This window comes from Agrobacterium sp. T29 (genome assembly GCF_006970545.1).
GTDB classification, from domain to species: Bacteria; Pseudomonadota; Alphaproteobacteria; order Rhizobiales; family Rhizobiaceae; genus Agrobacterium; species Agrobacterium leguminum.
On record NZ_CP040641.1, the window covers coordinates 1308138 to 1331569 of the forward strand.

Sequence of the window (23432 nt, forward strand, 5' to 3'; positions counted from 1 at the left end):
GTGGAGCGACGATGCTTCTGATCCATTGCCCCTATTGCGGGGAAGACCGTTCCGAACTGGAATTCCGCTGGGCGGGCGAAGCCCATATTGCCCGGCCGGAAAACATCGCCGATATTTCCGACGAGGCCTTCGCCGAATATTTCTTCATTCGCGACAATGACAAGGGCCTCGTTTTCGAGCGCTGGCGTCACATTCACGGCTGCGGCCGCTTCTTCAACGCCGCCCGCGATTCGGTCAGCGACAAATTCCTGATGACCTACAAGGCGGGTGAGCCGAAACCCGATACTGAGACGGTCCTTTCCGCAGAAAAGGGAGCCGGGCAATGAGCGGCGATTATCGTATCAAGGGGGCCGGTCGTCTCACCCCGGCCAGAACCGCGCGCTTCACCTTCGATGGCAAGATTTATCAGGCGCTGGAGGGGGACACGGTCGCCTCCGCGCTTCTGGCCAATGGTGTGCATCTGATCGGCCGCTCGTTCAAATATCACCGGCCGCGCGGCTTCCTTTCCGCCGGGCCGGAAGAGCCGAATGCGCTGATCGACGTTTCCCGCGACAGCCTGCGCAAGCAGCCCAATGTGCGCGCCACGGTGCAGGAAGTGTTCGACGGCGCCATCATCGCCTCGCAAAACCGTTTCCCGTCGCTATCCTTCGATCTGAGCGCGATCAACGACCTCCTGTCGCCGATGTTCGCGGCCGGTTTTTATTATAAGACCTTCATGTGGCCGAAGGCCGCCTGGCACAGGATTTACGAACCGCTGATCCGCCGCGCCGCCGGTCTCGGCAAGGCGCCGAGCGAGCCGGATGCGGATCATTATTCCGGCCGTTATGCCCATTGCGACGTGCTGGTGGCCGGCGCCGGCGTCGCCGGTCTGACCGCGGCGCTTGCTGCCGCGAAAACCGGCGCCAGCGTCATTCTGGTCGATGAAAATGCCGAAGTCGGCGGTGCGCTGCGTTTCGACACCGGTACTGTCATCGACGGCCTGCCCGGTTACGAATGGGCGCAGAAGGTTTTTGCCGAACTGAAGTCCCTGCCCAATGTGCGGGTTCTGACCCGCACCACCGCTTTTGGATATTACAACCACAATTTCGTGGCGCTTGCCGAGCGGGTGACCGATCATCTCGCCACGCCCGCCAGACACCAGCCGCGTGAGCGGCTGTGGCAGGTGCGCGCCAAAAAGGTCGTGCTGGCGGCGGGTGCGATCGAACGCCACATGGTCTTTGCCAATAATGACCGCCCCGGCATCATGCTGGCCTCGGCCGCACGCACCTATCTCAACCATTACGGCGTCGCCGTGGGCCAAAATGTCGGGGTCTACACCGCCCATGATTCGGCCTATGAGACGGCCTTCGATCTGAAAAAGGCCGGGGTGAAAATCGCCGCCATCGTCGATTGCCGCGAGAACCCGGATCAGCGCCTGCTGGATGAGGCGCGGGCGCTCGGCATCGAAGTGCTGGCGGGCCATAGCGTTTACAACACCGCCGGCCGCCTGCGCGTCTCTTCCATGACCGTCGGCCGCAATGGCGGCTCCAACAAGCGCAAGATCGCCATCGATGCGCTTGTCGTTTCCGCCGGCTGGACGCCTTCGGTGCATCTCTTCTCGCAATCGCGCGGCAAGCTGAAGTTTGACGCGGCTAACCAGCGTTTCCTGCCGGATATCCATGTGCAGAACGGTGTTTCCATCGGCGCCTGCAACGGCACGGACGATCTTTCCGCGCTGATTGCCGAGGCTGCGGCTGCCGGTGGCGGCGGCGTGGAGTTTTCCGGCGAGAATGCTCGGACCTGGACAGGCGGCATGATCGGTGCGGCAGAAGGCGCGGGTGAGGGCACCGGCGTCAAGGCCTTCATCGATTTCCAGCACGATGTCTGCGCCAAGGATATCCGCCTTGCCGTGCGCGAAGGCATGCATTCCGTCGAGCATATCAAGCGCTTCACCACCAATGGCATGGCGTCCGATCAGGGCAAGATGTCCAATATGCATGGCCTTGCCATCGCATCCGAAGCGCTTGGCCGGGATTTGCCCAAGGTCGGTCTCACCACCTTCCGTCAGCCCTATACGCCAGTCACCTTCGGCACGCTCATCAACCATTCGCGCGGCGCGCTGTTCGACCCGGCCCGCAAGACGCCGATGCACGAGGAAGAGCTGGCTGCCGGTGCGGTGTTCGAGGATGTCGGCAACTGGAAACGCGCCTGGTTCTTCCCGCGTGCGGGTGAGGACATGCATGAGGCGATCAACCGGGAATGCAAGACGGTTCGGACAAGCGTCGGCGTGTTCGATGCCTCCACACTCGGCAAGATCGAGGTGGTCGGCCCGGATGCGGCGAAGTTCCTGAACCTCATCTACACCAATGCCTGGGATACGCTGAAACCCGGCCGCTGCCGTTACGGCATCATGACCCGCGAAGACGGTTTCGTTTATGACGACGGCGTCGTCGGCCGCCTTGCCGAAGACCGTTTCCACGTGACGACGACCACGGGCGGCGCGCCGCGCGTTCTCCAGCACATGGAAGATTATCTCCAGACCGAATTCCCCGATCTCAATGTCTGGCTCACCTCGGCCACCGAACAATGGGCCGTGATTGCCGTGCAGGGGCCGAAGGCGCGCGAGGTTATCGCTCCCTTCGTCGAGGGCATCGATCTCTCGCCGGAGGCCTTCCCGCATATGGCGGTGGCCGAAGGCACATTCTGCGGTGTGCCGACGCGGCTCTTCCGCGTGTCATTCACCGGCGAACTCGGTTTCGAAATCAACGTTCCGGCCGATTATGGCGCAGCCGTCTGGACCGCGATCCGCGAAAGGGCGGAAGCCGTGGGCGGCTGCCTTTATGGCACCGAGACCATGCATATCCTGCGTGCGGAAAAGGGCTATATCATCGTCGGCCAGGATACGGACGGCACGGTGACGCCAGACGATGCCGGGCTTGCCTGGGCCGTTTCCAAGAAGAAAACGGATTTCGTCGGCATTCGCGGGCTGAAACGTCCCGATCTCACGCGCTCCGGCCGCAAACAGCTTGTCGGCCTGAAGACGAAAGACCGGCTGACCGTTCCGGACGAGGGCGGTCAGATCGTTGTCGATCCAAACCAGCCGAAACCCATGACCATGCTCGGTCATGTCACCTCCGCCTACTGGTCGGAAAATCTTGGCCATTCCATCGCTTTTGCACTGGTGGCGGATGGCAGGGCGCGCATGGGCGAAACGCTCTACATTCCGCTCGCAGATAAAACCATTGCCGTCGAAGTGACCGACATGGTCTTCCTCGACAAGGAAGGAGCCCGTCTCAATGGCTGACAAACTTCACGCAAAACGCAAATCCGTGCTTGAGGATTTTCACGGCGGCTCTCCCTTCGTTTCGCTGAAGCCCGCGGCTTCCGCCTCGCGGCTGTCGCTGCGCGCCCGGGAAAGCGCCCTGCCGGCACTTTCGGAAGCGCTCGGTCTTGCCCTGCCTGCCCGCCCGAAAAGCTCCGTCACCTCGGGCCTGCGCTCCGCCCTGTGGCTCGGCCCGGATGAATGGCTGGTGATCGATCAGGGCGAAAGCGACCTGGTGGCGGCTCTCGCCGGCGTTTCCGGCCTGTTTTCTGCAACCGATATTTCCCACCGCAATACGGCCGTCATCGTCTCCGGCGCCGGTGCGGAAGCGGCACTCAATGCCGGCTGCCCGCAGGATCTTTCTCTCGCAAAGTTCCCTGTCGGCGCCTGCTCACGCACCGTTTTCGGCAAGGCGGAAGTGGTGCTGCTGCGCACGGCGGACGATACGTTCCGGGTGGAATGCTGGCGTTCATTTGCGGAATATGTCGGCGGGCTGTTGCAGGAAGCGGCTGAGGACGTGGCGGTTTAACCCGCCATCCAGCCCCGCCATTCCACCCACCGCCCATGGAAATCGGCTCGGCCGATTTCCTGTTTCTCGCCGGTCGGCCAGATCTGCAGGGTAATGGCGGCACTGCCCGGCGTCGCATCCGCCTCCATTTGCAGCCGGGCAAGCGGGGCATCCGGCGTGGCGCGGGTTCCAGCTTCGGCAATCACAGCCTCGCCTGCCTGTTTCAATCCATCGGGCAGATATTGCCAGGCGACTGAGTGATAGACGACGTGGACAGCACCCGCATATTGTGTGGCAAGTCGGTGTTCCAGCCAGTCGACCGCGTCCGCCTTCTCGACATGCAGGCCATGCTCCACCGCTATCCGCAGGGCGGCGGCGGTTCGCTCCAGCCTGTCTGTCTGATCGGCCCAGACATAGGACATCAGCCGCAGGCGATCTTCGGCGGATGACGGGTCGAGCGGGTTGAGATCGCAGCCGGCGCGCTCGATAACCTCGATCCGCTCATGGGCGGGTGTGTCGCCGCGCCATTCCGGTGACAGGAAAACATCGGATTGCTCACCCCAGGTGAGATCGCCGAGGCGATATCGGTAACGGTCGAATTGCAGGTTGAGGCCCGCGCTGGCTCCGACTTCGGAAAGCACCAGCGGCTTGCCGGTCAGTGCTGCAATCGAAAGAAAGCCCGGCAGCAGAACGGCGGAACGGCGAACCTCGTTGGTCTGCGGCGGTGATTTCAACCTTTCGAGGATGAAGGCGGAATGAAAACGCAGGGCGCTGGCGCAGGCCTGCCAGAGCGCTTCTTCGTCTTCCGGCGGGATATCGGCAGGCGGCGCGATCTTTTCCTCGATGGCGAGCGCATGCAGGGCACCCGCCAGCCGCAGGGGAACGGAATCGCCCGAGGGGCCGACATCGCCTGGCCAGGATAAAATCCGCTCGCCCACCTCGGTATCGCGGTCGAGCCTTGCTGCCATGGCGCGGCAGAGCCGTGCGGTAAAGGGCGAGCCGAGGCTGTCGCAGGCTCTTGCCTGCACGAGAAACGCATTCTTTACGGCTTCGTCATGCATGCGGTCTCTCCCTTGCGGCAGTTTCAGGCGTCTTCCGGCCTGTCCTCCGGATTGAACTGGCTGATGGTGGTCCAGCGGGCGGTAAGCGCCGGCTTTTTCTCGTTTTCGATTTCCACCGTCACGTCATAGGTCGTCATCAACATGGCCGCGCCGCGAAAACGCGCCTCCGCCAGTGTGAAGCGGCCGCGTACCCGCGCACCGCTTTTGACCGGCGTAACGAAACGAACGGCATCGAAGCCGTAATTGATGCCCATCGTCTGTTCGCGGATGCGGGGCAGGGCATCGTAATTCAGCGCCGAAAGCAGAGACAGCGTCAGGAATCCATGCGCGATGGTGCCGCCAAAGGGGCTTTCCGCTTTGGCGCGCTCCGGGTCGGTGTGGATGAACTGTTCGTCCAGCGTCGCCTTTCCGAAGGCGTCAATCATCGTCTGGTCGACGGTGATCCAGTCGGAGACGCCCATTTCCGTGCCGACCAGATTTTTCATCTCCGCCAGCGCAATTTCTTTTGTCATGTTACCTCGTCCGCATTGTTTCCAGGGACTTATACGGCTGGCGACGCGAAGGGATCAACTGCGCAGATAAAACACCACGGAACGGGCTGGCAGGAAGGCGGGGTTGCCGAAATCCGTGCCGATCGCATGCCAGCCATCGCCGGGCAGCGTGAAAGGAACGATCTCGCGACCGCGATTGATGAGAACCGCAAGCTCGACCTCGTCGCCCGTTTCGCGGTCCGACGTTGAAAGCACCATGGCGAAGGCGGGTCCATTCGGGCTCTCCCAGTCCGCAATCGTCATGGGCTCCCCGCCCGGCGCAAGCCATGTCACATCGCCGCTGCCGGAAAAGAAGCCGGTCTCGGAAAAGACGCCGAAGCGTTTGCGAAGCGCTGCGAGAAATGCCGTGTGATCGATCAGTTCGGGGACAAGCGAAGACCAGTCGACCCAGGTGATGTCATTGTCCTGACAATAGGCGTTATTGTTGCCATGCTGGCTGCGGCCGCCCTCATCGCCGGCGGTCAACATCAAGACGCCGCGGCTGACGAACAGGGTGGAAAGCAGCGCCTTCACATCGGCAATGCGGGCGGCGACAATGGCAGGATCATCCGTCAGGCCTTCGAAACCATTGTTCCAGGAGTGGTTTTCATTATGGCCGTCGCGATTGTTCTCGCCGTTTTTCTCATTGTGCTTGTGTTCGTGGCTGACGAGATCGAACAGGGTGAAGCCGTCATGGGCGGCGAGAAAGTTGACGCTGCGGCTGTTCGCTCGGCCATGGCGGGAAAAGATCGGCGAAGACCCGGAAAGCGCATCGGCCAGCGCCCCGGTGGTGCCGGCGTCGCCGCGCCAGAAGCGGCGCATATCGTCGCGGGCGCGGTCGTTCCACTCCAGAAAGCTTTCGGGGAAATTGCCGAGCTGATAACCACCGGGGCCGATATCCCATGGTTCGGCGATCAGCAGGCGGTCATAAAGTGCCGGGTCCGAATGCATGGCCGCGAGCGTTTCGCTCGCCATGTCGAAGCCATTGGCCGTTCGCCCGAGCACGGGCGCGAGATCGAAGCGGAAGCCGTCCACCCCGGCATTCAGAACGAAATGCCTGAGGGAATCGACGATGAGCTGGCGAATATAGGGATGATCGCAGGCAACCGTATTGCCGGTGCCGGTATCGTTGACCAGCACACCCGGCTTTCCCGGCGGGTGGCGAAAGGCGGTGAGGTTATCGAGCCCGCGCAACGACAGGATCGAACCTTCGATATCGCTTTCGCCCGTATGGTTGAAGACCAGATCGAGAATGACGCCGATGCCTTGCGCATGCAGTGCCGCAATCGTGTCGCGCAACTCCCGCACGCCGCCGGGGCAGAGGCGCGGATCGAGCGCCATGAAGCCGACGGGATTATAACCCCAGGCATTGGAAAGGCCGAGCGGCGGCAGATGGCGCTCGTCGATCCAGGCGGTGATCGGCATCAACTCCACCGCATCGACGCCGATTTTTTTCAGGTGCGCGATAATGGCGGGATGGGCGAGTGCGGCAACGGTGCCCCTGATCTCTTCCGGCACTTCAGGATGCAGCCGGGTGAAGGATTTGACGGCGAGTTCGTAAATCAGCCCGCCTTCGGCAAAAAGCGGCGGTTGACGCCTGACCGGCTCATATTGCGAAAGGATCGCCTTCGGCATGATCCCGCTGGTCTCCGTACCAAAGGCGTAAAGCGCGGGATCGTGCCGGAAGGGGCGGTCGATCTCCGTGGCATAGGGGTCGAGCAGCAGCTTTGCAGGATCGAACCAGAGGCCGTGTTCGGGGGCGTAAATGCCGTGAGCGCGAAAGCCGTATCGCGTGCCGGGGCCGGCATCGGAGACGGTCAACCGGTGAACGTCATCTTCACCGCGCGTCATCGGCAAACGGGCCGTTTCTTTTTCGCCTTTGGCATCGAAAAGGCAGAGATCGATCTGGGAGGCGTGCCGGGAATAGACCGTGAATTCCGTTCCGTTTTCCGTGTGGATTGCACCTTTGGGGAAAACGGAAGGTGTCTGCATGGTCTGTCTCTCCGGGGAACGGTGTTTCTCTTCCAGAATGGAAAAGGGAGGCAAGGCCGAGTGAGGGACGCTTTCAGTGCGTCCCTCATGAGCGGGCGGCAAGCCCTTACGTAATAACGCTCGGCTCGCTACGGCCGGTATGGGCCTTGATGCCGGCAATCGTATCGGCAACGGAAATCAGGTCGGCAAGCGCCTCCTGCGTTTCGATGCCGTGACGGGCCGCATCCGGCTCGTAACGCTCGACATAGAGGCGAAGCGTGGCGCCCGCAGTGCCCGTGCCGGAAAGGCGCAGCACGATGCGCGAACCGCCTTCGAACAGGATGCGGATGCCCTGATTTTTGCTGACCGACTGATCGACCGGATCGTGATAGGCAAAATCATCCGCCGCCGCGACCTTCAGATTGCCATAGCTGGTGCCGGGAAGTGTGGCGAGTTTTTCGCGCAGGGTGGCGACCAGCGTGTTGGCGGCGTCCGAATCCACTTCCTCATAGTCATGGCGGGAATAATAGTTGCGGCCATATTCGGCCCAGTGCTTTGTGACGATGTCCTTCACGCTTTCCTTGCGCGCGGCGACGATGTTCAGCCAGTAGAGCACGGCCCACAGGCCGTCCTTTTCGCGCACATGGTTGGAGCCGGTGCCGAAGCTTTCTTCGCCGCAGATCGTTACCTTGCCGGCATCCATGAGATTGCCGAAAAATTTCCAGCCGGTCGGCGTTTCATACATGCCAAGGCCGAGCTTTTCGGCCACACGGTCCGCCGCCGCACTCGTCGGCATCGAGCGGGCAATGCCGGAAATGCCGGCGGCATAACCGGGGGCCAGTTTGGCATTGGCCGCGATGATGGCGAGGCTGTCGGACGGAGTAACGAACATGCCCTTGCCGACCACCATGTTGCGGTCGCCATCGCCATCGGAGGCCGCGCCGAAATCGGGGCCTTCCGGGCTCATGACGTCGTCATAAAGCTCCTTGGCGTGGACAAGGTTCGGGTCGGGGTGATGGCCGCCGAAATCCGGCAGCGGCGTTGCGTTGCGGACGGAGCCCTTCGGCGCACCGAGGCGCTTTTCGATGATTTCCACGGCATAGGGGCCGGTGACGGCGCTCATGGAATCGACCACGACCCTGAAGCCGCCGGCGATCAGCGCGCGGATGGCGGCGAAATCGAACAGTTCTTCCATCAGGGCGGCGTAATCGGCAACCGGGTCGATCACCTCGACCGTCAGTTCGTCCACCTTGAAGCTGCCCACCTTGTCGAGATCGATATCGGCGGCGTCGGAGATTTTATAGCTGTCGATGACCTTCGAGCGGGCATAGATCGCGTCTGTGATCTTTTCCGGTGCGGGGCCGCCATTGCCGATATTGTATTTGATGCCGAAATCTTCGTTCGGGCCGCCGGGATTGTGGCTGGCAGAAAGCACGATGCCGCCGAAGGCCTTGTATTTGCGGATGACGTTGGAGGCGGCAGGCGTCGAGAGAATGCCGCCCTGACCGACCAGCACCTTGCCGAAACCGGCGGCGGCGGCCATCTTGATCGCCTTCTGGATGACTTCGCGATTGTAATAACGGCCATCGCCGCCGATCACCAGCGTCTGGCCCTGAAAGCCCTCAAGCGCGTCGAAGATCGACTGGATGAAATTCTCGGCGTAATTTTCCTGGGCGAAGACTGGCACCTTCTTGCGCAGGCCGGATGTGCCCGGCTTCTGGTCCTGATAGGGCTTCGTCTGAACGGTCTTGATCATTGTTTCAATGGCCTTTCGAAATAAGCTGGCTGTAAAGCGCGGCGTAAAGACCGGCGCTCTTTTCCCAGGAAACATCGGATTTCATTCCGAGTTTCTGCATTTGTGTCCATAGTTTCGGGTCGTGGTAATAACGGACGGTCCGGCGGATCGCCTGTTTCAGACCATCGAGCGTGACGGGTGAAAATTGCACGCCGGTCGCCGATTTATTGGCGATGGCGGCATGGTTGGCGTCAATCACCGTGTCGGCAAGGCCGCCGGTGCGGGCGACGACCGGAATGCAGCCGTAACGCAGCGCATAAAGCTGGGTGAGGCCGCAGGGTTCGAAACGCGAGGGAATGATGATCGCATCGCAACCCGCCTGCATCAGATGCGACAGCGGCTCGTTATAACCGACGGCAACGCCGACGCGGCCATGGTGGCGGGATGCCGCCGCCAGAAGCGCGCCTTCCAGCGCCACATCGCCGGCGCCCAGCACGACCAGACGGCCGCCGAGGGAAACGATCTCATCTACGGCTTCCGCCATGAGGTCGATGCCCTTCTGCCAGGTGAGGCGGGAGATGATGCAGAAAAGCGGGCTGTCATCATCGTCGATGCGGAAATGTTCGGCGACCGCCTTCTTGTTCAGCGCGCGGTTCTTGAGATTGGCGGCCGAATAATTGTCGTGGATCAGATGGTCCGTCGCCGGGTTCCAGACATCGGCATCGATGCCGTTGACGATGCCGTGCAGCACATGGGCGCGGCTGCCGATGACGCCGTGCAGGCCCATGCCGAATTGCGGGGTGAGGATTTCCTCGGCATAGGACGGGCTGACAGTGCTGAGCGCCGTTGCCGTCTGCAGGCCGCCCTTCAGGAAGCTCACATCGTTGTAATATTCGATGCCCTCCATGCCGAAGGCATGGGCGGGCAACGCAAGCTTGCTGAAAATATTCGCGCCGAACTGGCCCTGAAAGGCAATGTTGTGGATGGTGAGAAGGCTCGGAATCTCGGGCGTTTCGGCATAACGCATATAGACCGGCGCCATCGCGGCCTGCCAGTCATGGGCATGCACCATATCCGGCCGCCAGCCGGGAAGCGCGCCGGCGGCAATGCGGGCGGCAGCCAGCGAAAGCGCCGCGAAACGCTTCCAGTTGTCAGGATAATCCTTGCCGGTCTGGTCGAGATAGGGGCCGCCGGAGCGCTCGTAATAGGCGGGCGCATCGAGAATGAGGAGGTCGAGCCCCTCATGCCGCACTTCGAGCACGTCGGCTTTTTCGCCGAGCAGGTCGGTAAATTCGAAACATTTGACGGGATCCGTCACGGCGGCTTTCACGGCCGGATATCCGGGAATCAATGTGCGCGTCGTGACGCCATGGGCCTCCAGCGCGATGGGGAGCGCGCCGGCAACGTCGGCGAGCCCTCCGGTCTTGATCAGGGGATAGATTTCGGATGAAACCGAAAGGACATTCATGGGCTCTACAGGTCCAGCTTGTCGATCATCGATTGGGTGATAAGGCAAATGCCGTTTTCGGTGCGGCGGAAACGTTTGGCATCCAGTTCTGGGTCTTCTCCTACAATCAGTCCTTCCGGAATGACCACGCCATGGTCGATGACGACATTGCTGAGCTGGGCATGACGCCCGATCTTCACACTCGGCAGTACTACGGCATTCTCAAGGCGGGAGTATGAATTAGCGCGCACCCCGGTAAACAGCAGGCTGCGCTGCAGGGAGGCGCCGGAAATGATGCAATCGCCGGAGACGACCGAAGACACGGCCGAACCGCGGCGGTTCTCGTCATCGTGCACGAATTTCGCCGGCGGCGTGATTTCCGCATAGGTCCAGATCGGCCAGGACTTGTCGTAGATATCGAGGTCCGGCACCACATCGGTCAGGTCGATATTGGCCTGCCAATAGGCGTCGATGGTGCCGACATCGCGCCAGTAGGGGCCGTGCTCGAAATCCGAACGCACACAGGAATCGGCGAAGCGATGGGCGACGGCTTTGCCGTGTTCGACGATATAGGGAATGATGTCCTTGCCGAAGTCGCGGCTGGAAGTCGGGTCGGCGGCGTCGCGGCGCAGGGCTTCCATCAGGAATTTCGTGTGGAAGACGTAGATGCCCATCGAGGCGAGAGCGAAGCCCTCATTGCCGGGAATGCCCGGCGGATCGGCCGGCTTTTCGATGAAATCGATGATCTCATCTTTTTCATTCACATGCATCACGCCGAAGCCGGTCGCTTCCATGCGCGGCACTTCAAGGCAGCCGATCGTCACGTCGGCGCCGGAATCGACATGCTGCTGCAGCATGTATTCGTAGTCCATTTTGTAGATATGGTCGCCGGCGAGGATGACCATATATTCCGGCGCATAGGGCTCGATGATGTCGATGTTCTGGTAGACGGCGTCGGCCGTGCCTTCATACCATTGCGTTTCGGAAACGCGCTGGGAGGCCGGCAGAATATCGAAGCTTTCGTTACGCTCGGGACGGAAGAAGTCCCAGCCGCGCTGCAGGTGGCGGATGAGCGAGTGCGCCTTGTATTGCGTGGCGACGCCGATGCGGCGAATGCCGGAATTGAGCGCGTTGGAGAGCGCAAAATCGATGATGCGCGCCTTGCCGCCGAAATAGACGGCGGGTTTTGCCCGGCGGTCCGTCAATTCCTTCAGGCGGCTTCCTCTGCCGCCTGCGAGGACATAGGCCATTGCATCGCGTGCCAAAGGCTGAACTCTTTTTTCCGACATGGTGTCCTCCCTTTCTGTCTGTCAGTTTTCTGGCTCGAGCATGATCGTTGCGAGTGGCGGCAAGACGAGCATTGTCCCGATGTCTCCCCCGGCATCGACCGCCTGAACGCGTCCGCCATTTCCCTTGCCGCTGCCGCCATAAATTTCGGCGTCGGTGTTGAGAATCTCCCTCCACCGCCCCGCAAGCGGGAGCGGCACATAATAGTTTTCCCGATAGACCGGAGTGAGGTTGCAGATGACCGCCACCGGCTTTTCACCCGGCGCCATGCGCAGCCAGGCGAAGACGGAATTGTCGTGGTCATCCACCACAAGCCAGCGGAAACCTTCCGGTTCGCAGTCACGGGCGTGCAAAGCGGGTTTTGAACGGTAGGTGAGGTTGAGATCGCGCACGAGGCGGCGCATGCCCTCATGCATCGGATATTGGCGCAGGTTCCAGTCGAGCGAGCCCTTTTCGCTCCATTCGCTCCATTGTGCGAATTCCTGCCCCATGAACAGCAGCTTCTTGCCGGGATAACCCCACATGAAGGCGTAATAGGACCGCAGATTGGCGAATTTCTGCCAGTCGTCGCCGGACATCTTGGCGATCAGCGATCCCTTGCCGTGCACCACCTCGTCATGGGAAAGCGGCAGCACGAAATTTTCGCTGAAGGCGTAAAGCAGGCCGAAGGTCAGCTCCTGATGGTGGAACTTGCGATGCACCGGCTCGCGCGAGAAATAACTCAGCGTGTCGTGCATGAAGCCCATATTCCATTTGAAGCCGAAGCCGAGGCCGCCTTCGTGGACCGGCTGCGACACTTTCGGCCAGGAGGTGGATTCCTCGGCAATGGTCATGACGCCCGGATGGGTGCCGTAGACGAGGGAATTCATCTTCTGCAGGAAGCGGACGGATTCAAGATTTTCCCGTCCGCCATATTCATTGGGAATCCACTCGCCTTCCTTGCGGGAATAATCGAGATAGAGCATCGAGGCGACCGCATCGACGCGCAGGCCGTCGAGATGGAATTTTTCGGCCCAATAAAGTGCATTGTTGATGAGGTAGGACATTACCTCGATGCGGCCGAAATTATAGATGGCCGTGTTCCAGTCGGGATGAAAACCCTGACGCGGATCGGCATGTTCGTAAAGCGCGGTGCCGTCGAACCAGCGCAACCCGTGCTCGTCGGTTGGAAAATGCGCCGGAACCCAATCGAGCAGGATGCCGATGCCGACCTTGTGGGCGCCATTGACGAAACGCGCAAAGCCCTCCGGATCGCCGAAACGGGCGGACGGCGCATAAAGCCCGGTCGTCTGGTAACCCCATGAAGGGTCATAGGGATGTTCGGTGATCGGCAGGAACTCGATATGGGTGAAGCCCATATCCGTGCAATAGGGAATGAGCTGGGCGGCGAGTTCATCCCAGCTCAGGAACGTGCCGTCCTCGCGCCGCCGCCAGGAGCCGGCATGCACCTCGTAAATGCTAATCGGCTGGCGGCGCTGGTCCACCTGCGCCCAATGTTCCCGGTGGGCCTGATCTTCCCATTTCTGGGTGAGTTCCGGTGCGGTGACGGAGGCGTTCTTCGGCCGCAACTCGGCGCGCCGCGCATAGGGGTCTGCCTTTAACGGCAGAAGCTCGCCGTTTGCGCCGAGGATTTCGAACTTGTAGGCACAGCCGGCATAGACGTCAGGCGCGAAGATTTCCCAGATGCCGGTATCCTTGCGGAACCGCATGACATGCCGGCGGCCATCCCAATTGTTGAAATCGCCGACGACGGAAACGCGCCGCGCATTGGGAGCCCAGACGGCGAAGTGGAAGCCTTCGACGCCCTCGAGCTTCAGCGGATGCGCGCCCATCCTGTCGAAGAGCCGCAGATGCGACCCTTCGCGGACGAAATAATCGTCCATGGGGCCGAGAACCGGGCCGAAACTGTAGGGGTCGGTCACCGCCCATTCGGCATCGTCGCGGCTGGCGCGATACCGCACCGGCTGTCGCTTCGAAATATCGATCCGGCCTTCGAAAAAGCCGTCCGGATCGAGCCGCTTCAATTCGCCCACGAAATTTCCGTCCAGCGTCAGGACGGAAACCTCCTCGGCGCCGGGAATGAAACAGCGGGCGGAAAACCCTTCCGGCGTTTCGTGCACGCCGAGAAGGGCAAAGGGATTGGAATGCAAACCGCTCTTGATCGCCTCGATTTCAGCCTTCGTGATGTCGCCAGTCTTTTTCTCTTCGGCCGAATTGAGCGGTTTTTTCATCAGGCTCTCCAGATCTCGGTGGCATATTGGCGGATCGTCCTGTCGGACGAGAACCAGCCCATACGCGCCGTGTTGCGCACTGTCTTGGCATACCAGCTATCCGGATCGCTCCAGATCGCGTCCACTTCGCGCTGTGCATTGGCATAGGCGTCGAAATCGGCGGCGACCATGAACCAGTCGCTGTTGTAAATACCGTCGATCAGGCCGGCGAAACGTGAGCGGTCATCCGGCGAAAAGACGCCGGAGGCGATGGAAGACAGCGCCTGCGACAGCTCGGCCGATCCTTCGATGATCGCGCGGGGATTGTGGCCTTCGGCGCGCGCCTTGGCCACTTCATCCGCCGTCATTCCGAAGATGACGATATTTTCCGCGCCGACATGATCGCGCATTTCGACATTGGCGCCATCGAGCGTGCCGATGGTAAGCGCGCCGTTGAGTGCGAATTTCATGTTGCCGGTGCCGGAAGCTTCCATGCCGGCCGTCGATATCTGTTCGGAAAGATCGGCGGCGGGAACCATGATTTCCGCAAGCGAGACGTTATAGTTCGGAACAAACACCACTTTCAGAAGCCCGCGCACGGCCGGATCGTTGTTGATGACCCGGGCAATATCGTTGGCAAGCTTTATGATCAGCTTCGCGTTGTGATAACTCGGCGCCGCCTTGCCTGCGAAGAACTTAACGCGCGGCACCCAATCCAGTTCCGGGTGGGAACGGATCTGGTCATAAAGCGCGACCGTTTCCACGAGGTTCAGAAGCTGGCGCTTATATTCATGGATACGCTTGATCTGGATGTCGAACATGGCCGAAGGATCGACGCGGATGCCCATGCGCTGCGCCACCGTATTGGCAAGCCGCACCTTGTTCAGACGCTTCACCTCGGCGAATTTCTCGCGGAAACCGGCATCGTCGGCAAAACGGTCGAGCGCGGTGAGTTTTTCCGCATCGTCGAGGAAATCGTCGCCGATCGCTTCGCGCAGCAGGCTGGTGAGACCCGGATTGCACTGCATCAGCCAGCGGCGCGGTGTGATGCCATTGGTCTTGTTGTTGATACGGTCAGGATAAAGGCTGTGCAGGTCGGCAAAGACCGTTTCCTTCATCAGGTCGGTATGAAGGGCGGAAACGCCGTTGATGGAATGTGAGCCGATGAAAGCGAGGTTGCCCATGCGCACCCGGCGCTCGCCGCCTTCGTCGATCAGCGAGATCGAACGGATCTGCTGATCAGCCATCTTCTTTTCCTTGCGGGCAAAGAGCAGCGTATTGGCGTTGATGGCGTAGACGATCTGCATATGTCTTGGCAGAAGACGCTCGAGCAGCGGCACGGGCCAGCTTTCCAGCGCCTCCGGCAGAAGCGTGTGGTTGGTGTAGGAGAAGGTGCCCTGCGTGATCTTCCACGCTTCCTCGAATTCCAGCCCGTGGACATCACACAGAAGACGCATCATTTCGGCGATGGAAATGGCCGGATGCGTATCGTTGAGCTGGATCGAGACCTTCTCAGGCAGCGAGGTGAAATCCGGGTACTGCTGCAGATGGCGGCGCAGAATGTCCTGCAGCGAGGCGGAGGAGAAGAAGAACTCCTGTCTGAGGCGCAGTTCCTGACCGGCGGGCGTCGCATCCGCTGGGTAGAGAACGCGCGTCAGGCTTTCCGCCTTGTTGCTCTCGCGCAGGGCGCCGATGTGGTCGCCGGCATTGAAGGCGGCCAGTAGAATGGGGTCGATAGGCTGCGCCGACCACAGGCGGAGCGTATTGACGCGGGTGCCACGCCAGCCGACGACCGGTGTGTCGTAAGCCATGGCGATGACGCGTTCGGCCGGCTTCCAGACGAAACGCTGCGGATCTTCATAACCGCCGATTGTCTCCACCGAGCCGCCGAAGCCGATTTCATAGGAGCTTTCGCGACGCTCGAATTCCCAGGGGTTGCCGTGCGCCAGCCATGTTTCCGGCAGCTCCACCTGCCATCCATCTGCCATCTGCTGGCGGAAGAGGCCGTGCACGTAACGAATGCCGTAGCCATAGGCGGGGATGTCGACGGTCGCCATGGATTCCATGAAGCAGGCGGCGAGACGGCCAAGGCCGCCATTGCCAAGCGCGGCATCCGGCTCCAGCCCGGCGATGACGTCAAGGTCGACGCCGAGCGAGGAGAGGGCATCGCGGATTTCATGCATCAGGCCGATATTGGAGATGGCGTCGCGCATCAGGCGGCCGATCAGGAATTCCAGCGACAGGTAATAAACGCGCTTGGAATTGTTGGCATAGGCCTTGCGGGTGGATTCCATCCACTTGTCGATGATGCGGTCGCGCACGACGAGGATGGTTGCGGTCAGCCAGTCGTGCGGTTTTGCAACCTTGACGTCCTTGCCGATACGGTAGGTGAGGCGTTCGATGATTTCCGACGCCATGATTTCCGGGTTGGAACTGCGCGGGGCGGGGCGGGGAAGATCGGCGGCGTTGAGATTATTGATCATTGGTCGGTCAGCACCTTGGTGGGAGGAGAGGGTCTGATGAGGTCGATCCGTGTTGCCTTTGCTGATGCCAGTTTATGCATCGATATGGAGGTGTGGCAACAGCAATTTTTCCGGAAAATTGAACAGCTTAGCGCAATGAAAAATAAGTGTTTTTCTCGGCGCCCAAAGGATCGCCGAAGGCATTGATCGCCCTGTCTGCGCCGTTCTTCAGCGGATTTTCTTGGTCCTTGCGATGCCGGGCATCGCTCGGAAAAGGGGAAGAGGCTGCAATACTTCTGAAATGGTTCACCGGTCCTGAAATCTGTTTCGAACTATCGGATCACACACTAGCCTTCGCGGTTGTGAAAATTCAATGAAAATAAACAGGCCGGCGCTGCCGCCGCGCCGACCTGTGGTGGCGCGGGTGTAAAAACCGGCTGCGATCATCGCCAATGGCGCTGTTTACGCCAGGAGAAAAGGTTCCATCGCCATCTCGCCGGCGCGGATCGTCACCCTGGTATTGGGGGGAACGGCGCACCAGGGCGCGCAATCGAAGGAAAAGGGTTCGGAACTCAATGCGATGCCCTCATCGAGCCCGCGCCAGTATAGTGTCGGCGGCTTGTCGTCGCTCGACCAGCGGAAGGCATGCAGGCAATCGCCATCCATCAGGACGGCGCTGAATCGCAGCGCGGAAGAGACACCTGCCGCCATCATCTTTTCCCTGCAGAGCCGCAGCGCGGTGGAAATGGCGCGAACCGGCTCGGTATCGAGGCCATGCCCGGCGGCAATCAGGAAAATGGCTTCGCTGTCGCCGGTGCCGCGCCGGGATGCATAGATATCGTCAGGGATGAGGGAATCGATGTCGCGCCTGATCTGCTCGTAACCGCCGATCTGGCCGTTATGCATGAACAGGTATCGCCCATGCGCAAAGGGATGGCAGTTGGCGCGGGACACTTCGCCTGATGTGGCGGAGCGGACATGGGCCATGAACATGCCCGAGCGGAGCTGGTGGCAAAGCGCCGCCAGATTGGCGTCGGACCAGGCGGGCCTTGTATCGCGAAAAACGCCGGGCGTTCCGCGTTCGCCATACCAGCCAAGGCCGCAGCCATCGCCATTGACGACGGTTTTCGCTTCCCTTGCGGCCATGGACTGGCTGACCAGCGATGCTTCCGGCTCGATCAGCAGACTGTCGAGCCAGACCGGCTTACCGGAATAGGCAAAGAGGCGACACATTCATGCGGCTCTGTTCAGGGCCTTGTTTCCGAGCGCGAAGCCGACGGCGGCCTTCGCGTGAATGGCGGTCGAATCGTAACCCGGCAGCGGCAGGGCATCGGGATCGATCAGCAGCGAAATCTCGGTGCAGCCGAGAATGACGGAATCGACGCCAAGTGCGCGGGCCTTCTCGATGACCGCGAGATAGCGCTCGCGCGAGCAGGACTTGATTTCGCCCTGGCAAAGTTCACCGAAGATGATGTCGTGGATTGCAGCCCTGTCTTCCGCATCGGGCACGACCACCTCGACGCCGTGGCGGCGCATGCGGTCGGTGTAGAAACCGTGTTCCATCGTGTAGCGGGTGGCGAGCAGCAGCGGCTTGCGGCGTCCGTCCGCCTTCAGGGCTGCGGCGGTTTCATCGATGATATCGATCAACGCCACGCCTGACATCTTCTCCACGGTGTCCGCGACCAGATGCATGGTGTTGGTGCAGATCAGCACGCAATCGGCGCCCGCATTGGCAAGGCGCGCACCGGCAGCGCCCAGAAGGGCGCCTGCCTCATCCCAGCGATCGGCTTTCTGAAGGGCGACCACTTCGGAAAAATCAAGCGAATGCATGACGATATCGGCCGAGACCAGGCCGCCGCGGCTGTCGCGCACGGCCTCATTGATCATGCGATAATAGGTTGCGGTAGATTCCCAGCTCATGCCGCCGATCAGGCCAATCCGTTTCATAAGAGTTCCCTTATCAAGTTTGATTGAAGATAAGAATGCCACCGCTACAACGAAAACGGCATGCGTTTTTTGGAGGTTTGCGCGGCAAGCGCGCAAATCTGATGCGTCTTATGGAGCAGTGGTGCAAATTTCTTGCGCCATTGCGTTAACCGGTGCATTCTTGGCGGATGATTGACGACCGTGACCGCCGAATCCTTGCGATTCTCCAGGAGAATGCCGAAACGCCACTCGCGGATATCGCTGAGGCGGTTTCCCTGTCGCTATCGGCCTGTTCGCGCCGCATCACACGGCTGCGAACGGAAGGTTATGTGACGGGCACGATGGCGCTGCTCGACCGGCGGAAGATCAACCTGCCGACCACGGTTTTTCTGCTGGTGAGAACGGGCCTGCATGCGGAGGACTGGCTGGACAAGTTCCATGCCGCCGTCAGCACCATACCTGAAATCGTCGAGGTTCACCGGCTGACGGGCAATTTCGACTATATTCTGAAACTCGTGCTGCCGAATGTCGAATATTACGACACGGTCTACAAACAGATCCTGCGCCGCGTGCAGCTTTACGACATGTCCGCCTATATCTCCATGGAGACGGTTAAGCTGTCGTCTTCGCTGCCGACAACGCATATCTGAGGGCTCATCGAGACTTGATCAGCGCGCCGCCTTGAAACGGACGCCAAAGCGGAAGCTTCGCGTCTCGCCGGGTTGCAGGGTAATCGCATCCGCAAGTTCCCGGTGGTTGAAGGCGTTGGTTGGTGTTTCCACGGGTTCAAGCGCGATGGAGCGCCGCCTGTCGCGGGCGAGCGTATCGCCGGTGAAGACATGCATGTGTCCACGCTCCTGCCATACCGTCAGGCTCGAGCCATCGTGCCGGTTTTCGAGCCTCGTCTCGTAAAGCCCGTTTTCGGATGCGATGAGATCGGTGAAGCAGACATCGAGTACATGGCCGGACAGCGGCGCGTAAAGAAAGCGGGTGTCGTCCCGTTTCACAATTCCGCCCTGTGCGTCCCGAAGGGGGATCAGATCTTCGTCTGTTTCAATCGTCGTTCGTGAGGGCAGCGTGAGAAGAAGGTCATCGGTAGACGTCGTGCCGGGCAGGCGGAAATAGGGATGCCAGCCGGCGGCGAAAGGCAGGGGCCGGTCGTCGAGATTGACGCCGCGTATGTCGATGGCGACCTCATGGCCGGCGAAGCGATATTCCACCTCGATGGCGAGACGGTAGGGATAACCCTTGAAATCCGCAGGCGATATTTCAGTGCGCAGAACGAGGATGTGAGCGCCGTTTTCCTCAAAAGATTGCGCGAGGGCGAAGGGCAGGGCTCTCGCAAATCCGTGGAAGACGAGCGTTTCATGGGCAAGCACCGGTTCAATGTGGTGCGCCTGCCCGCCAAAACTGAATTGGCCATCCGGGATGCGATTGGTGAAGGGCGCGAGAATGCCGTTTCTCACGCCGTTTTGCGATTGCAGTTCGGCAGGCGTTGAATATCCGTCGACAAGATCTTCGCCTTCTGCGCCATCGGCAGAGATCGGCCGCCAGCTCAGAAGCGTCGCCCCCTCATAAGCGATTTCGGCAATGAAACCGTTTCCGGAAACGGTCAGACCGGCAATCCCCGTGCCTGTGGTGGGGGTAGTCATCGGGAAATTGTCCTTTGTATGCATGCGTCTGCGATGATCGGGGCAACAGCCGTGCCGATTCGCCAGATCATCTTCGCTGAAGGACAATTTCGCAATGGCCCGTGGGGGCCGTATCAACAGGCTCCTGCCATTCCATGCCCGTCGGGCAACTCAGTCCGGAAAGGTGCGTTTCGCGCCGCTGAAAAACTCCATCAACGCTGCCTGATCCTCTCCACCCAGCCCGGCCGCCGTCAGCATGCGGTGCACTTCGGCGCAAACCGCCGTCAGCGGCATGGCTGTGTTGGTGCGCCGGGCGAGATCCTGCGCGCCGTTGAGGTCTTTCACCATATTGTCGATGCGGCCGGTGCGACGATAATCCTTCGCCACGTAACGCGGCATATATTCCTGCAGGATGGCGCTATCGGCGCGGCCGCCTTTCAGCGCCTGCGGGATCTTGGCGGCATCGACGCCGGCATCCAGCGCCAGCTGTGTTGCTTCCGCCACCGCAAGGAAATTCAGCCCGCACAGAACCTGGTTGATGAGTTTCGTCGTCTGCCCTGCGCCGCAGGGGCCCATGTGGGTAAAATTGCTGGCCACATGCCGCAGCACGCGATGTGCATCGGCGACATCCTTTTCGCTGCCGCCGGCCATCAGTGTTAATTGCCCGATGAGTGCCTTCGGCGCACCGCCCGAAAGCGGGCTGTCCACCCACCGCAGGCCTTTTTCCGCAGCATCGGCCGCCAGTTCCTTGGTCGCTTCCGGATCGATGGAGGACATGTCGATGATCAGCGTGCCGGGCTTCGCCCCCGCCGCGACGCCATCCTTGCCAAAGACGGCGATGCGGACGATTTTCGGCGAATTGAGGCTGAGGATCACCACATCGGAGACCGAAGCCGCTTCCGCCGCCGTACCCGCGCTCTGCGCGCCGAGGCTCGTCAGCGCCGCCACCTTTTCCGCATCCAGATCGAAAACCGTCAGCTGATTGCCGGTCTCGATGAGCCGTGTGCCGATCGCGCCCCCCATGGCGCCGGCGCCGATCAGGGCGACTTTGTTCTTCTCGGTCATGGTGTTCACGGCCTCCTCCCAAAGTGTCGTGGTGTCATCGGTTCAAAACCGGATGGCGGCGGCAGCCGGCCATCCGGTTCTAGCGTCTTTAAAGCGAAGCGGTGATGCCGCCGTCGACGTAGAGAATATGTCCGTTCACGAAGGACGAGGCATCGGACGACAGGAAGATGCAGGCGCCGACAAGCTCTTCGACCTTGCCCCAGCGGCCGGCCGGCGTGCGCTTTTCAAGCCATGCCGAAAAGGTGGGATCGGCAACCAGAGCCGCATTGAGCGGCGTGTCGAAATAGCCGGGCGCAATGGCGTTGCATTGCAGGCCGTATTTGGCCCAGTCCGTCGCCATGCCTTTCGTCAGGTTGCCGACAGCGCCTTTTGTGGCGGTGTAGGGCGCGATGCCGGGGCGGGCAAGGGCGGTCTGAACGCTGGCGATGTTGATGATCTTGCCGCGGCCGCGGCTGATCATATGGCGCGCCGCAGCCTGTCCGGCGTGGAACACAGAGGCGATGTTGGTCTGTAGCAGGCGCTCGAAGGCATCTGCCGGAAAATCCTCGAGCGGCGTGCGGTGCTGCATGCCGGCATTGTTGACCAGAATATCGATGGGACCGACTTCCGCCTCGAAACCGTCGATAGCCTTGCGCACCGCTTCATGATCGGTGGCGTCGAAGGCAAGCGTTTTGGCGCCCTTGATGCCGGCGGCGGCGGCTTTCAGCTTCGCCTCGTCGCGCCCGTTCAGCACCACTTCCGCTCCCGCTTCCGCCAGCCCTTGCGCCAGCGCGAAGCCGATGCCCTGGGACGAACCCGTGATAAGGGCGCGGCGGCCGGAAAGATCGAACAATTTAAGGCCCACTGTTTCCTCCAGTCTCTCGACATTGCATTCATACAGGTTTATGTTATCGATAACATTCATCCCTTTCAGACGTGGATGTCAAGGCTTAAACGCCCGGTTTCGGTACGGATCGGGCGGGCGGGGAGGCCGCACGACGTGCAAATGCGCGGCAGGCGGCGGTGACAGGGATGCGGATTATTTTGTCGCGCCGCTCAAGCGCGATGTCGAACGGGAGATATTTATGAGAGCGATTGTTGCCCATGGGGCAAAGGATGTGCGCATCGAGGAGCGGCCCGAGGAAGCGCCGGGGCCGGGAGAAGTGCGGCTTCGTCTGGTCCGGGGCGGAATTTGCGGCAGCGATCTGCATTATTACAACCATGGCGGCTTCGGGGCGGTGCGGCTTCGTGAACCCATGGTGCTCGGCCATGAGGTCTCCGCCGTCATCGAAGAACTGGGCGAGGGCGTGGAAGGGTTGAAGGTCGGCGGTCTGGTTGCCGTTTCGCCTTCCCGCCCATGCCGAACCTGCCGCTTCTGCCAGGAAGGCTTGCACAACCAGTGCCTCAACATGCGCTTTTATGGCAGCGCCATGCCTTTCCCGCATATTCAGGGCGCTTTCCGTGAGGTTCTGGTGGCCGACGCCCTGCAATGCGTGCCGGCCGATGGGCTTAGCGCTGGCGAGGCGGCCATGGCGGAGCCGCTGGCGGTAACGCTGCATGCCACGCGCCGCGCTGGCGATTTGCTGGGGAAACGCGTGCTCGTCACCGGCTGCGGCCCTATCGGCATTCTGTCCATTCTGGCCGCGCGCCGCGCCGGCGCCGCTGAAATCGTCGCCACAGACCTTTCGGATTTCACGCTCGCCAAGGCGAAAGAAGCGGGTGCGGATCGTGTTATCAACAGCAAGGATGAGCCCGACGCACTTGCCGCTTACGGCGCGAACAAGGGCACTTTCGACGTTCTTTACGAATGCTCGGGCGCGGCCGTGGCGCTTGCCGGCGGCATTGCGGCGCTTCGTCCGCGCGGCATCATCGTCCAGCTCGGCCTTGGCGGCGATATGAGCCTGCCGATGATGGCGATCACCGCCAAGGAACTGGATCTGCGCGGCTCTTTCCGCTTCCACGAGGAATTCGCCACCGGGGTCGAATTGATGCGCAAGGGCCTGATCGACGTCAAGCCGTTCATCACCCAGACCGTCGATCTCGCCGACGCCATCTCGGCCTTCGAATTCGCCTCGGACCGCAGCCGTGCGATGAAGGTGCAGATCGCTTTTTCGTAAGTAAGGTTTCTACGCGCGAATGCGCCGACGTTTCGATCGGCGGCGGGTCATCCCGCCGCCGATTTTTTTCGGCGGGTTCTTGCCCGCCTCCATGCGATGGCGATGTTATCGATATCATCGATTAGTATGAAGGCATGGACGCAACGCGGTAACTCCATCGAGTCCACGCTTGATTGCCGTCATACCGGCCCTGAGCCGGTAT

Annotated in this window: 18 protein-coding genes; 5 read left to right on the top strand and 13 right to left on the bottom strand. The window is 60.9% G+C overall.

Annotated features, from left to right (window positions below):
• Positions 1 to 11: 11 nt before the first annotated feature.
• From FGF54_RS21030 to FGF54_RS21040, 3 genes are read left to right on the top strand one after another with little or no spacing between them, the layout of a single operon-like run.
• A complete protein-coding gene (locus FGF54_RS21030; RefSeq protein ID WP_003508553.1) occupies positions 12 to 326 on the top strand; it encodes a sarcosine oxidase subunit delta in 315 nt (104 codons plus the stop codon).
• Positions 323 to 3283 (top strand): sarcosine oxidase subunit alpha, encoded by a 2961-nt coding sequence (locus FGF54_RS21035; protein ID WP_142781004.1) that lies wholly within the window; start codon positions 323 to 325, stop codon positions 3281 to 3283. The genes FGF54_RS21030 and FGF54_RS21035 overlap by 4 nt, the downstream gene beginning before the upstream one ends.
• Positions 3276 to 3830 carry a sarcosine oxidase subunit gamma gene (locus FGF54_RS21040; protein WP_080857676.1) on the top strand — a complete coding sequence of 185 codons (555 nt, stop codon included), beginning with the start codon at positions 3276 to 3278 and terminating at the stop codon, positions 3828 to 3830. The genes FGF54_RS21035 and FGF54_RS21040 overlap by 8 nt, the downstream gene beginning before the upstream one ends.
• On the opposite strand, the gene FGF54_RS21045 is transcribed toward FGF54_RS21040, so the two are convergent.
• The 10 genes from FGF54_RS21045 to FGF54_RS21095 all read right to left on the bottom strand — a co-directional run bounded on the left by FGF54_RS21045 (position 3827) and on the right by FGF54_RS21095 (position 18459).
• Positions 3827 to 4870: a DUF2332 domain-containing protein gene (locus FGF54_RS21045; protein WP_142781005.1), complete on the bottom strand. Its 1044-nt coding sequence runs from the start codon at positions 4868 to 4870 to the stop codon at positions 3827 to 3829. The two genes, FGF54_RS21040 and FGF54_RS21045, sit on opposite strands and share 4 nt — an antisense overlap.
• A gap of 23 nt (positions 4871 to 4893) precedes the next feature.
• The gene (locus FGF54_RS21050) at positions 4894 to 5382 is read right to left on the bottom strand and encodes a MaoC family dehydratase (protein WP_080853869.1); all 489 of its coding nucleotides are present in this window, start codon (positions 5380 to 5382) and stop codon (positions 4894 to 4896) included.
• Between the two features lie 54 nt (positions 5383 to 5436).
• Complete coding sequence (gene glgX, locus FGF54_RS21055) at positions 5437 to 7392, bottom strand: glycogen debranching protein GlgX (protein WP_142781006.1); 1956 nt, start codon at positions 7390 to 7392, stop codon at positions 5437 to 5439.
• 106 nt (positions 7393 to 7498) lie between these two features.
• Complete coding sequence (locus FGF54_RS21060) at positions 7499 to 9127, bottom strand: alpha-D-glucose phosphate-specific phosphoglucomutase (protein ID WP_142781007.1); 1629 nt, start codon at positions 9125 to 9127, stop codon at positions 7499 to 7501.
• Between the two features lie 4 nt (positions 9128 to 9131).
• Positions 9132 to 10574: a glycogen synthase GlgA gene (gene glgA, locus FGF54_RS21065; RefSeq protein WP_035263405.1), complete on the bottom strand. Its 1443-nt coding sequence runs from the start codon at positions 10572 to 10574 to the stop codon at positions 9132 to 9134.
• A gap of 5 nt (positions 10575 to 10579) precedes the next feature.
• Complete coding sequence (gene glgC, locus FGF54_RS21070; protein ID WP_003522150.1) at positions 10580 to 11842, bottom strand: glucose-1-phosphate adenylyltransferase; 1263 nt, start codon at positions 11840 to 11842, stop codon at positions 10580 to 10582.
• Between the two features lie 21 nt (positions 11843 to 11863).
• Complete coding sequence (gene glgB, locus FGF54_RS21075; RefSeq protein ID WP_142781008.1) at positions 11864 to 14071, bottom strand: 1,4-alpha-glucan branching protein GlgB; 2208 nt, start codon at positions 14069 to 14071, stop codon at positions 11864 to 11866.
• Positions 14071 to 16533: a glycogen/starch/alpha-glucan phosphorylase gene (locus FGF54_RS21080; RefSeq protein ID WP_142781009.1), complete on the bottom strand. Its 2463-nt coding sequence runs from the start codon at positions 16531 to 16533 to the stop codon at positions 14071 to 14073. Before FGF54_RS21080 ends, glgB begins: the two co-directional genes overlap by 1 nt.
• 441 nt (positions 16534 to 16974) lie before the next feature.
• Positions 16975 to 17745 carry a class II glutamine amidotransferase gene (locus FGF54_RS21090; RefSeq protein ID WP_142781010.1) on the bottom strand — a complete coding sequence of 257 codons (771 nt, stop codon included), beginning with the start codon at positions 17743 to 17745 and terminating at the stop codon, positions 16975 to 16977.
• Positions 17746 to 18459 carry an aspartate/glutamate racemase family protein gene (locus FGF54_RS21095; protein WP_035223929.1) on the bottom strand — a complete coding sequence of 238 codons (714 nt, stop codon included), beginning with the start codon at positions 18457 to 18459 and terminating at the stop codon, positions 17746 to 17748. It abuts the gene before it with no gap.
• 167 nt (positions 18460 to 18626) lie between these two features.
• Between FGF54_RS21095 and FGF54_RS21100 the strand changes: the two genes are divergently transcribed.
• Positions 18627 to 19088, top strand: coding sequence for an Lrp/AsnC family transcriptional regulator (locus FGF54_RS21100; protein ID WP_020010018.1), 462 nt, complete (start codon positions 18627 to 18629; stop codon positions 19086 to 19088).
• Between the two features lie 18 nt (positions 19089 to 19106).
• Here the strand turns inward: FGF54_RS21100 and FGF54_RS21105 are convergent, their stop codons facing one another.
• The 3 genes from FGF54_RS21105 to FGF54_RS21115 form a co-directional block, all read right to left on the bottom strand.
• Positions 19107 to 20090, bottom strand: coding sequence for an aldose 1-epimerase (locus tag FGF54_RS21105; RefSeq protein ID WP_142781011.1), 984 nt, complete (start codon positions 20088 to 20090; stop codon positions 19107 to 19109).
• A gap of 150 nt (positions 20091 to 20240) precedes the next feature.
• Positions 20241 to 21134 (bottom strand): NAD(P)-dependent oxidoreductase, encoded by an 894-nt coding sequence (locus FGF54_RS21110; protein ID WP_142781603.1) that lies wholly within the window; start codon positions 21132 to 21134, stop codon positions 20241 to 20243.
• 88 nt (positions 21135 to 21222) lie between these two features.
• The gene (locus tag FGF54_RS21115) at positions 21223 to 21978 is read right to left on the bottom strand and encodes an SDR family oxidoreductase (RefSeq protein WP_142781012.1); all 756 of its coding nucleotides are present in this window, start codon (positions 21976 to 21978) and stop codon (positions 21223 to 21225) included.
• Positions 21979 to 22198: 220 nt separating this feature from the next.
• Between FGF54_RS21115 and FGF54_RS21120 the strand changes: the two genes are divergently transcribed.
• Positions 22199 to 23230: an L-idonate 5-dehydrogenase gene (locus tag FGF54_RS21120; RefSeq protein ID WP_080857685.1), complete on the top strand. Its 1032-nt coding sequence runs from the start codon at positions 22199 to 22201 to the stop codon at positions 23228 to 23230.
• Positions 23231 to 23432: the final 202 nt, after the last annotated feature.